This window comes from Pseudoalteromonas sp. P1-8 (assembly GCF_001399985.1).
GTDB lineage: Bacteria > Pseudomonadota > Gammaproteobacteria > Enterobacterales > Alteromonadaceae > Pseudoalteromonas.
In genome coordinates, this window is record NZ_LJSO01000008.1 from 49,611 (window position 1) to 61,529 (window position 11,919).

At 41.1% G+C, this 11,919-nt stretch carries 11 protein-coding genes; 8 read left to right on the top strand and 3 right to left on the bottom strand.

Annotation, left to right across the window (positions count from 1 at the left end):
* Window positions 1-367 precede the first annotated feature (367 nt).
* The 6 genes from edd (at window position 368) to AN213_RS12470 (ending at window position 6,134) form a co-directional block, all read left to right on the top strand.
* Entirely contained in the window at window positions 368-2,218 is a 1,851-nt protein-coding gene (edd, locus tag AN213_RS12445) for a phosphogluconate dehydratase (RefSeq protein ID WP_054561636.1), read from the top strand.
* Window positions 2,219-2,252: 34 nt separating this feature from the next.
* On the top strand, window positions 2,253-2,873 hold the full coding sequence (locus AN213_RS12450) for a bifunctional 4-hydroxy-2-oxoglutarate aldolase/2-dehydro-3-deoxy-phosphogluconate aldolase (protein WP_054551439.1): 621 nt from the start codon (window positions 2,253-2,255) through the stop codon (window positions 2,871-2,873).
* 18 nt (window positions 2,874-2,891) lie between these two features.
* The gene (gene gap / locus AN213_RS12455; RefSeq protein WP_054551438.1) at window positions 2,892-3,896 is read left to right on the top strand and encodes a type I glyceraldehyde-3-phosphate dehydrogenase; all 1,005 of its coding nucleotides are present in this window, start codon (window positions 2,892-2,894) and stop codon (window positions 3,894-3,896) included.
* Window positions 3,897-4,018: 122 nt separating this feature from the next.
* Entirely contained in the window at window positions 4,019-4,363 is a 345-nt protein-coding gene (locus tag AN213_RS12460) for a hypothetical protein (RefSeq protein ID WP_054561634.1), read from the top strand.
* Window positions 4,364-4,384: 21 nt separating this feature from the next.
* Window positions 4,385-4,828 carry a hypothetical protein gene (locus AN213_RS12465; protein WP_082422943.1) on the top strand — a complete coding sequence of 148 codons (444 nt, stop codon included), beginning with the start codon at window positions 4,385-4,387 and terminating at the stop codon, window positions 4,826-4,828.
* A 184-nt stretch (window positions 4,829-5,012) separates the two neighbouring features.
* Window positions 5,013-6,134, top strand: a complete 1,122-nt coding sequence (locus AN213_RS12470) for a sterol desaturase family protein (RefSeq protein ID WP_054562003.1) — start codon at window positions 5,013-5,015, stop codon at window positions 6,132-6,134.
* Window positions 6,135-6,169: 35 nt separating this feature from the next.
* Here AN213_RS12470 and AN213_RS12475 read toward each other — a convergent pair whose 3' ends face one another.
* From AN213_RS12475 to AN213_RS12485, 3 genes are all read right to left on the bottom strand, one after another.
* Entirely contained in the window at window positions 6,170-7,444 is a 1,275-nt protein-coding gene (locus AN213_RS12475) for a protein kinase (protein WP_055198758.1), read from the bottom strand.
* A gap of 53 nt (window positions 7,445-7,497) precedes the next feature.
* Window positions 7,498-8,211, bottom strand: a complete 714-nt coding sequence (locus AN213_RS12480) for a YebC/PmpR family DNA-binding transcriptional regulator (RefSeq protein ID WP_054561631.1) — start codon at window positions 8,209-8,211, stop codon at window positions 7,498-7,500.
* A 74-nt stretch (window positions 8,212-8,285) separates the two neighbouring features.
* Entirely contained in the window at window positions 8,286-10,028 is a 1,743-nt protein-coding gene (locus tag AN213_RS12485; protein WP_055198833.1) for an ABC transporter ATP-binding protein/permease, read from the bottom strand.
* A gap of 210 nt (window positions 10,029-10,238) precedes the next feature.
* Between AN213_RS12485 and AN213_RS12490 the strand changes: the two genes are divergently transcribed.
* Both AN213_RS12490 and AN213_RS12495 read left to right on the top strand, forming a co-directional pair.
* Window positions 10,239-11,285, top strand: a complete 1,047-nt coding sequence (locus AN213_RS12490; RefSeq protein ID WP_055198759.1) for an NAD(P)-dependent alcohol dehydrogenase — start codon at window positions 10,239-10,241, stop codon at window positions 11,283-11,285.
* Between the two features lie 213 nt (window positions 11,286-11,498).
* Window positions 11,499-11,870 carry a hypothetical protein gene (locus tag AN213_RS12495; RefSeq protein WP_150114716.1) on the top strand — a complete coding sequence of 124 codons (372 nt, stop codon included), beginning with the start codon at window positions 11,499-11,501 and terminating at the stop codon, window positions 11,868-11,870.
* Window positions 11,871-11,919 lie beyond the last annotated feature (49 nt).

The following is an 11,919-nucleotide window of genomic DNA, read 5'->3' on the forward strand; positions in this document are numbered from 1 at the left end:
TTAATCCCTCAAAATGATTAAGTATTATTGCGGGTTGGTATTAATTAAAACAAACCCCAAAGCTTGTCTTGCCTATAGGCCTTTAATAGTGGCACTTCACATGAATTCTACTCATATTCTACTAAAATAAAATTGTTCATTATTTGGTCATTTTAAAAAATTAAACTAAATTTAACAGATAAGGTTGACACCGGTGTCACAGTCATGAGTTAATACAGTGACACCGGTGTCAGGTTGGTTGTGAGAGACAGCCTGTCAGCGTACCTTTGAACGGGTAAATCAAAGTTGCTCAGTACAATTATTTTCGTGGAGTCTGTAATTGTTACTGAGCCTTTATCCTCTAACTATAGAGATGAGTCGAATTTATATGTTGCATCCTCGTATCCAAGAAGTCACCGAACGCGTTATCGAACGCAGTAAAGAGACCCGCCAAGCCTATTTAGAGCGAATCGCGCACGCAAAAAAACAAACAAGAGTTCGTGCTGGTTTAGGCTGTGGTAATATTGCACACGTTATGGCTGCTTGTAGCAGCGATGACAAAGCTCGTTTAAAAGCAGACGAGCAACCAAATCTAGCTATCATCAACGCTTATAACGACATGCTTTCTGCGCATGTTCCTTACAAAGACTATCCAGAAATTATCAAAAGCCTTGCCACTAAGTTTGATGCTACAGCACAGGTTGCTGGTGGTGTACCTGCTATGTGTGATGGTGTTACACAAGGCCGTGATGGCATGGAGCTTTCATTGTTCTCGCGTGACGTGATTGCAATGTCTACTGCGGTTTCTTTATCGCATGACGTGTTCGACGGTGTTTTCTGTTTAGGTGTATGTGACAAGATTGTCCCTGGACTTTTAATTGGTGCCTTATCATTTGGTCATTTACCAACGTATTTCTTACCAGCAGGTCCAATGCAGTCGGGTATCCCGAATAAAGAAAAAGCCCGTGTTCGTCAAAAATTTGCACAAGGCTTAGTAAGTCGCGAAGAGCTTTTAGAAGCAGAAAGCGCATCGTATCACAGTGCAGGTACTTGTACTTTCTACGGTACGGCAAACTCTAATCAAATGTTAATGGAAATCATGGGTCTACATTTACCAGGTAGCTCTTTCATTAACCCTTACACAGAACTACGTGATGGTTTAACAGGTCATGCTGTAGAAACCATGTTAAAGCAGCTAATCGAAACAAAAGATGCTAACTGCCTTGCAGACGTAGTAAGTGAAAAAACAATTATTAATGGTTTAGTTGGCTTGTTATCAACAGGCGGCTCAACAAACCACGCAATCCACCTAGTAGCAATTGCAAAAGCAGCGGGTGTAATCCTTACTTGGAAAGACATGGCTGACTTATCAGAAGTTGTGCCACTTCTTACACGTATTTACCCGAACGGTTCAGCCGATGTGAACCACTTCCAAGCTGCCGGCGGTATGGGCTTTTTAATGAAGCAACTACTAAGCAAAGGTTACTTACATAACGACGTGAAAACGATTGTGGGTGATGGCTTAGAAGCATACACCACAGAGCCAATGCTAGATAAAGATTCATCAGTGATCATGACTAACAGCACTGGCCCAAGCAAAGTTAAATGGGTAGCGTGTCCAGAAAAATCACACGATGAAGAAGTGTTACGTCCGATTGATAACCCGTTTAGCAAGCAGGGTGGTTTACAGCTTCTTACAGGTAACCTTGGTAAAGCTGTTATCAAAGTATCGGCAGTGGCTGAGTCACATCAAGTTGTTTCTGCGCCAGCTAAAGTATTTAGCTCTCAAGGAGAGTTACAAGAAGCGTATAGCCGTGGTGAATTAAACACAGACTTTATTGCTGTAATTAAAGAGCAAGGTCCAAAAGCGAAAGGCATGCCTGAGCTTCACAAATTAACGCCAGTAATGGCAACACTACAAGACCAAGGCTACAAAGTGGCGATTGTGACTGACGGCCGTATGTCGGGTGCATCAGGCAAAGTTCCTGCTGCAATCCACTTAGCACCAGAAGCGGTTGAAGGTGGTGTAATCGCAAAAATTCACGAAGGTGATTTAGTGACGCTTGATGCACCAGCGGGTGTATTGAAAGTACACGTAAGCGATGAAGAATTAGCAAAACGTGAACTACAACTTAGCCAACCAAGCCAAACATATGGTACAGGCCGAGAGTTATTCGCAGGTTTCAGAAATATAGTAAGTAGTGCAGACCTAGGCGCAAGTGCCTTTGGTTTAGAATAATAATACGCCGTTACTGGGCTATGAGGAACAAACAATGAGCATTGAGAAAATTTTATCATCGGCACCTGTGGTACCGGTTGTTGTTATCGAAAAACTTGAAGATGCAGCACCCCTTGCACGTGCGCTTTATAACGGTGGCTTAAAAGCACTAGAAATTACTTTACGTACGCCTATTGCGGCAGAAGCTGTAAAGCTAATGAAAGAAGCCGTACCAGAAGCATACGTTGGCACAGGTACTGTGGTTGATAAAGCGACATTTAATGCATCTGTTGAAGCCGGTGCTGACTTCATGGTTAGCCCAGGTGTAAACGACGAATTATTAGCACTGGCTAAAGACACTGATATTCCATTTTTACCAGGTGCAGCAACACCAAGTGAAGTAATGAAATTAGCAAGCCATGGCTTTAAGTTCTTAAAGTTCTTTCCTGCAGAAGCAGCAGGTGGCACTGCAATGCTGAAATCAATTGGTGGCCCTTTACCACAAGTAACTTTTTGCCCTACAGGCGGCATTAGCCTTGAAACAGCACCTAACTACCTGGCACTTAAAAACGTAATTTGTGTAGGTGGTACTTGGATGCTAGATAAACAACTTATTGAAAACAAAGACTGGCAAGCCATTGAAGCGCTTGCTCGCCAAGCAAGTGAAGTAAAATAATTAACGGGAGATATTAGAATGATTAATGTTGCAATTAATGGCTATGGACGTATTGGTCGTAACGTATTACGTGCCCTTTATGAGTCAGCTCAAAACAACGAAATCAAAATCGTTGCAATCAACGATTTAGCACCAGCAAATGTTAACGCGCATTTAACTCAATTTGACTCAGTACACGGTCAATTTTCTCAAAAAGTAACACTTGCTGAAAACACCATGCTAATTGGTAATGATGAAATTACCCTTACACAAGAGCGTGATCCAGCAAACCTTCCTTGGAAAGCTCTAAACGTAGATATCGTTTTAGAATGTACTGGTTTATTCACTTCACGTGACGCAGCGGCTAAACACATTGAAGCGGGTGCTAAAAAAGTAATCGTTTCTGCACCTGGCACGGACATGGATGCAACAGTTGTTCATGGTGTTAACAGCGAAGTATTAAACGCTGACAGTAACATCATTTCAAATGCATCGTGTACAACAAACTGTCTAGCGCCAATTGCAAAAGCAATTAACGATACAGTAGGTATTGAGCAAGGTAGCATGACGACAATTCATGCTTACACAAACGATCAAAACTTATCTGACGTTTATCACCCAGACTTATACCGTGCACGTAGTGCAACTCAGTCAATGATCCCAACGAAAACAGGTGCAGCTAAAGCAGTTGGCCTAGTGCTTCCTGAACTTGCGGGTAAACTTGACGGTATGGCAGTACGTGTACCAACAATCAACGTTTCTTTAGTAGACTTAACGTTTGTTGCTAAGCGTGAAACAACTGCAGCAGAAATCAACGAAGTAGTTAAAGCAGCATCAGAAGGTGCAATGCAAGGTATTCTTGAATACAACGAATTACCGCTTGTTTCTATCGACTTTAACCACAACCCTGCGTCTTCAATCTTCGATTCTACCCAAACTAAAGTAGATGGTAAGCTTGTTAAAGTGATGGCTTGGTACGACAACGAGTGGGGTTTCTCAAACCGCATGTTAGACCAAGTTAAAGCGCTAGGTCAGTTCTTATAATAGAACAGTAAAAGTTTAAGCTTTATCCAACAAAGCCACGTTTATCGTGGCTTTTTTGGTTTTTGCTGGATAAAAGCATTTATTCACAGTATCTTGTCTTTAAACATTTTTAGGGACAGATGATGAATAAATTTTTAATACCTTTATGCCTCTTGTTAGTGTCTTGCTCATCAACACAAGATAAAAACCTACCCGATTTTAATATTCCCAAAGATGTGATATCAAAAGCAAAAGACGACTTCAGACGATCTGATGATAAAATTTTATTTATGATGATGGTTAATCAAGCGGGTGATGTTGTGAAAGTCAGTGTATTAGATAATAAGCTGCAAAATAAGCAATTCTTAAATATGTTTAAAAAGAATATGTATAACCTTAAATATCCAAAAGCTCAGCAAGGGGACCCTGAATTTAGAGAATTCATTTTACCATTTGGTGTAAAAACTGAAGTAGAATTCTATGGTTAATCCCATTTTATGAGGAAAATAATGAAAAAAATCTTATTAACTACTTCACTCTTTGTAATGTCGTTACTGCCTAGTTATGCTTCAGCATCAGAAGAAGCTCAGCAACTTGCAGTGTGTTTAACTGATTCACTAAATGGCAAAGAGCGGAAAAATCTCGCTAAGTGGATTTATCTGGGGATGTCGACGCATAGTATTATTAAACCTTTCTCGAACGTGACAGAGCAAGATATAGATGAAACTAATCGCTATGTTGGTGCATTAGTTACGCGTTTATTAACCGAAGACTGCCCAAAGCAAGCAAAGGCTGCGATTGAAGTCGGCGGTCAGGGGGCAATGGAAAACGCATTCGGTATTGTCGGTGAAGTTGCAATGCAAGAGTTAATGGCTGAGCCAAGTGTGGGTAATGCTCTAGGTGCATTCGATAAATACCTAGATCAAGATAAGTTTGATAAAGCATTTCAATAATAGTTTAAAGGCTTATTATTTTATAAGCCTAAATTGTTTCATAGGGATATGGATATTCAATAATCTTAGACAGTTATTCGCTAATAACTGGTTATGTACACATAATAGTAATGGTCTAGCGGATATTTGTTCCTAAATTCTTCTGTGTTAAGCTGCAAAAAATTGATAAATGGATTTTTATATTATGGCACGTCTTTATCATCGGCTATTTAGGGCTGAGCAGTTTCAAGTGGGTGAAGGCAATATCAGTGGCTATATCGCTTGCTTCTTAGCGATTTTATCCTGTTTAGGGGTATTAGCATTTCATTTTCCAGAGTACTTAACGACCCCTGAGCTCAGGCAAAATTACAGTGTCGAGTTTTTACGCCAGCTGATGTTTGTGGCATTGATTATTTCAGGCAGTTTAGGGTTGTTGAACTTTGTTCGTAATACTAATAAGCGGCTCGGTGCAACGGCTTGGGTGTTGATCTTACTTGCTATTGCATTTGGTGGGCCGAATGTTGAAGTGGGTGATTTTAGAGATAATACGCCGTACTTGGGGCTTGATTGGTTCATTCTTGATTTACTTGGATCCACACTGATTTTTATTCTAATTGAGAAGCTACTGCCGCACCGTAAAGAGCAAAAAATCCTCCGCTCTGAGTGGCAGGGTGATTTAAATCATTTCTTTGTTAATCACTTAATTATTGGTTTTGTGCTTCTTGCAACCAATCAGTTTGTGCATCACGCATTTGGCTGGGCTGTTTCTGATACAGTACAAGGCTTTATTATTCAACTGCCATTTGTACTGCAGCTATTTTTAATCATTTTAGTGGCTGATTTAATGCAGTACTTTGTGCATAGAGCTTATCACGAAGTACCCCTGCTTTGGCGTTTTCATGCCGTACATCACAGTGCAAAAGAAATGGATTGGCTTGCAGGCTCACGTCAGCATATTTTAGAAATACTCGTGACGCGTAGCTTAGTGCTCACACCTATTTTTGTGCTCGGCTTTCCATCGGATGTTATTAGCCTATATGTCATTATTGTTGGCTTTCAGGCTGTGTTTAACCACGCTAATGTTCGGGTGAAGTTTGGTTGGCTAAAGTATTTGCTGGTTACGCCTCAGTTTCATCATTGGCATCATTCATCTGATAAAGCGGCCATTGACCGTAACTATGCTGCGCATTTTTCTTTTTTAGATTATCTATTTGGCACTGCTGTCAAAGGTCAAGCAGAGTGGCCCGATAAATATGGTGTGGTTGGCGATTACATGCCCGAAGGGATGTTAAAGCAGCAGGTGTTCCCGTTTAAAAAGCAAAAATAAAGCCTCACTGAGGCTTTATTTATAATTAACTACACTCATAATCGCGAAACTAGCTCAGAAAAGCGAGGGCGTTTGTCTGAGTTGAGTCCTAAGCACTCTTGAGCTATGTCATCAAGCATGTTGGTAATGTCGTTCTGTTCAGTGACTACAGTCAGTAAATCATCGATAAAATAACCAAGGGCGCGTACTTCAATGCCTTCTAATAGCTGCTGTTGATTAGGTGTCAGCATTGATAAGTCAGTTGCAGCACCAAAGTCACCAAATAATAACTCGCCCTGTGAATTGATCATGCTGTTATGGGCATAAATGTCACCATGGCTTACTTGTTTTTGATGCAAATGGGCGAGGGTACTTGCCATTTGCTTGACGATTTTTAGCACCATTTCTGGCGCGTACTGGCAGTTGTCTTCGAATGTGTCACGGGTACAAGTTGCAAGGGAGGGGGGCAAACCAAGATTACTAAACTCTCTACTGATAAGCTCCATCACTAAACCAAGTTGTGACTCTTCATCGACATAGCCCAATGCTTTAATGAGATTTGGATGCTCACTTGCTTTTAAACAACAATTTAGCTCATCAAGTGGATAGCCATCACTGGTGATCTCGCCTTTAAATAACTTAAGGGCAACAGGACGTTGATGCCAATTGGCCAAATGAATGACCCCAGACGCACCTTGGCCAATCTGCTTTTTAACTTCGAATTCATCCAGTGCAATTTTGCTAAACTGCTCACAGTGTAAGCTAGTTGAGCGATTTAAATCGTTACCAGAGAAGGCAAGCCAAGCAAGTTTCGGTAAAGCTAAAAGCCAATCTTCAACTTTTGTAAGCTTATTGGCACTTAAACGGATTAGCTCAAGCTCTTTACAATTAGCCATCGAAGCTGGCAAATCAGTTAACTGATTACCTGCCAGTGAGAGCTTTTTAAGCTTGCTGTACTCACCAAATGTATCAGGTAAAGCAGGAATTTGATTATCAGTTAAGATCAGCCATTCAATCTTCGTTGGTAAACAGTGCGCTTTAAATTCAGTAATTTGATTACCTTTAAATGCCACCATGATTAAGTTTGGGCATTGTCTTAGCACGTCTGGAATATGTTTAAACTGATTAAATGATAAAAACAGCCGTTTGAGATTTTTTAATTTGTAAAAATCGTCAGGTAAATCACTTAGCTGATTATTAGATAAATCGAGGATTTCTAACGTATCGGCTAGGGTATAAATTTCTTTTGGCAATTCGGTTAGTTCTGCAACAAGCTGAAGCCGTGTACAACCTTGTAGAGAACCGGCTTTTAACTCTTCGAGGGTATTCAATGTTGATTCCTTTGGGCTAAAAGGTAAAAGGCCAACTTGGTTGGCCTTTTTAATTAAAACTGTGCGTTGTGGTAAACGTTTTGTACGTCGTCACAGTCTTCTAGCATGGCTAAAAAGCGTTCCATGACTTCAACGTCTTCACCTTCAATGGGTGCTTCTACTTGCGGCACAAAAGCAATTAGATCTTCGTGGAAATCAGTAATCCCCATTTCTTCAAGTGCTGTACGGGTATTGTTGTACTCAGTGTGTGGAGCGAATACAGTCACTTTACCGTCTTCAACTTCTACATCTGTTACATCTACATCTGCCATCATTAGTGCTTCTAAAACAGCCTCGTCATCATCACCATCAAATACAAAAATAGCGAGGTGATCAAATAAGTGTGATACTGAGTTTTGCGCACCAATTTTTGCATTCGCTTTTGTAAAACAAACACGTACGTCAGCAAAGGTACGTTTGTTGTTGTCGGTTAAACAGTCAACAATGATCATACAGTTGCCCGGGCCGTAACCTTCGTAGCGAGTTGCTACATAATCTTCGCCGCCACCGCCTTTGGCTTTATCGATTGCACGCTCGATTACATGCGTAGGTACTTGGTCTTTCTTAGCACGCTCAATTAAGCGACGAAGCGCTAAGTTGCCATCGGGATCAACACCACCATTCTTAGCGCAGATATAAATTTCTTTTCCGTACTTTGAATAAACTTTGGTTTTTGCACCCGCAGTTTTTGCCATTGAGTCTTTTTTGTTTTGATAAGCTCTGCCCATCTGCGTGTTGCCTTTTTGTTATAGATAAAAATAAAGCGGTTATTCTAATCATTTAACCTACTAGTTAACAGTGTTTATTCATCGCTTTGCTGTAACTGCCACATTCGTGCGTATTCACCATTTGCTGCAAGCAGTTGATGGTGCTGACCTTGCTCAACAACCTGTCCTTGTTTCATAACAATAATTTTGTCAGCGTCAGTAATTGTTGATAAACGATGCGCAATGACTAAGCTGGTATGTCTTTGTGCGACTTCACGCATCGCACTTAAAATAGCTTGCTCTGAATGCGAATCTAGCGCCGATGTTGCCTCATCAAATAATAAAATCGGTGAACCTTTTAAAATGGCTCTGGCAATTGCAATGCGTTGTTTTTCACCGCCTGATACTTTTAAACCGCGTTCACCAACAAGGGTTTTATCGCCTTTATCTAGGCTGGCAATAAATCCATCTAAATGGGCAAGGTTTATGGCTTTATCAATTTCATCTTCGCTTGCCGTTGGATTTCCGTAGGCGATGTTTTCGCGAATGCTGGTGTTAAACAGCACGGTATCTTGCGGTACGATGGCAATTGCTTGGCGCAAACTTTCAAGTGTCACTGTGTTGATTGCTTGCTCATCGATATAAATTTTACCTGCATCAACATCATAAAAACGGTAGAGCAGGCGGCTTAGAGTGCTTTTACCTGCGCCACTGGCACCCACAATCGCCACTTTGCTGCCAGAAGTAACCTCAAAGCTTAAGTTATTTAAAATTGGCCTTTGTTTGTCGTAACTAAACGACACATTTTCAAATCGAATAGCTGCTTTGGTTGCTTTTAATGGTTTTGCATCTTTGTCATCGCTAATGGCGGCTTTTCGATTTAACAGCCCCAGCATATTTTCAAGGTCAGTCAGCGCACGGCGTATCTCACGATAAACAAAACCTAAAAAGTTAAGTGGTAAAAATAACTGGATCATATAAGCATTGATCATCACAAGCTCACCTATTGTTAGCTCTTTGTTGACCACTGAGCTGGCACCTAGCCACATTAGTGCTGTAATAGCCGTGGCTATAATAAGTGCTTGCCCTGAATTAAGCGCAAGTAACGATAAACGATTTTTTAGCCTCGCTTGTTCCCACTTAGCTAAAAAGCCGTCGTAGGTGCTCGCTTCATAGTGTTCATTGTTGAAGTACTTAACGGTTTCGTAATTTAGTAAGCTGTCGATTGCACGGGTGTTTGAGTTGTTATCGGCAGTATTTGCTTCACGAATAAATCGGTTACGCCACTGAGTTACAATCACAGTAAAAGCAATGTAACTAGCAACCGCAATTAATGTGACCAGTGCAAACCAAGGTGAAAACAAGGTTGCAAAAATAATGGCTACTGTGATTATTTCAAATAGCGTTGGCACGATGTTAAACATCAAAAAGCGCATTAAAAAGCTGAGGCCACTTGTGCCACGCTCTATATCGCGACTGATACCGCCTGTTTGCCTGTCAAGATGAAAGGCAAGTTCTAAACTATGCAAGTGTTTAAATACTTTTAAGCCAATATGGCGCATAGCGTGCTCTGTAACACGGCCAAATAACGCATCGCGTACTTCACCAAAAAATACACTGGCAAAGCGCAGTAAACCATAGGCGATCAGCAAGGCAATAGGAACGCTTAATAGCGGGTTGATACTCGCATCAACCGCGTCAATTATTTTTTTTAGTGCCCAAGGCATCAGCAATGTGGCGCCTTTTGCAGCAATAAGCGCTAAGATGGCTAAAATAACCCGGCCTTTAAAGGTCATTAAATAGGGCCAGAGTGTTTTTATGCTTTGTGATAAGTTCATTGCATCAGGCGATCTCGTCACCTGTTCTTTGCGGCTCATTCCACGCATGGGGGTCTCTTAAAATCAATTTGATAAAAATAGGCAAAAGCTTTCGTGTTTTAGGCAAGTGTAATTTGTTAATTTACCTCTATACTGAATGCATTATACACCAGCGCATTAGCAAATTAGTTAAATGCATGAGTAAAACACGAAGAAAATTAAGGAGTAAGCATGAAAACCGTCGGTTATGCAGCACATGATTCTGAAAAACCATTAGAGCCGTATCACTTTGAACGCCGTGCACTTCGTGATGAAGATGTATCAATTGAAATTCTTTATTGTGGCGTGTGCCATTCTGACTTACACACCGCAGAAAACGACTGGGGCTGGACTCAATACCCAGTGGTACCAGGCCATGAAATCGTTGGTCGCGTCCTTGAAGTAGGCAGCGGCGTTACTAAATATAAAGTGGGCGATAATGTTGCTGTGGGTTGTATGGTTGATAGCTGTTTAAGCTGTGACCAGTGTCATAACGGTGAAGAGCAGTTTTGTCGCGAAGGTATGGTAGGGACCTATTCAGGACAAGACCGCATTAGTGGTGAGCTCACTCAAGGTGGTTATTCAAAACACATTGTGGTGCGTGAAGAGTTTGTATTGAGCGTGCCTGAAGGCTTAGACCTTGCTAAATGTGCACCAATTTTATGTGCCGGTCTCACAACCTATTCGCCACTACGCACGTGGAATGTCGGCCCAGGTAGCCGTGTTGGTGTGATCGGGCTAGGTGGTTTAGGTCATATGGCAATAAAAATCGCAGCTGCAATGGGCGCACATGTTACGGCAATTAGCCGTAGTGATAAGAAAAAACAGCAGGTTTTATCTTATGGCGCAAAAGATTTATTGGTATCGAGCGATGAAGCTGCCATGCAAGCGCATGCAAATCAATTTGATGTGATCATTAATACCATTCCGGTAAAACACGACTTTACGCCGTATATTCCGCTTTTAGATATTGATGGAACGCAAGTATTGGTTGGTCAAGTGGGTGAACTTGAAGAAACTAACTCAGTGCCATTATTAATGGGACGTCGCCGTGTTGCTGGCTCATTGATTGGTGGTATAGCGCAAACTCAAGAAATCCTCGATTTCTGTGCACTGCATAATATTCTGCCAGAAGTTGAAATGATTAAAATGGACCAAATAAATGACGCATTCGATAAGTTAAAGCAAGGTGATATGGCCTCACGCTTTGTTATCGATATGTCATCATTAGAAGTTTAACAAAGTTAAATTACTAAGCGGGCTTAATTAGGCCCGCTTTTATTGTAGTCACTTTTATTTTGTTACTGTTTGTTTAAGTAATAACTTGTGTTTTATTTTTTTGCCCTCATTATATCCCTGTTATCCACTTAATTTATTGGTCAGTTCTTGTTACGGTTTTTCTCAGTCATTATCTTGCTATTTACTGTGTTCTTTAGCTCACAGAGCATGGCTATGCCTGACACGCACTCACACTTTGCTGCGACTAAATTGTTCCAAGTCGAGCTGACTAAAACCCCAGTTATTTCCCAAACTCATGCAGTTGAACATCCTAAACCGGTAGAACCATCCGGGTTTGATACCCTAGTGCCGCGTTTAACTGCCAGTAATTCATCATTATTTCTTTATCACAGTCAGGTTGACCCTGATTACGAGTTATTAATTGAATTCTTTGCTGAAGACTGGAGAAAAGAGCACTTTTTAGCGCCGCCAGGTGTAGTGCGTGTACTCCCATGGTTTGCATTAGCAACTCAACGAAAATCCCGCATTAGTGGCTGGAAAGACGCCAACCTCTTGTACAAAGCCAATACCACCTTCCATAGCTAAACGACTTCCTTCGTTACTTTTTATTTTTTTTAATTAAATATTTACCGGC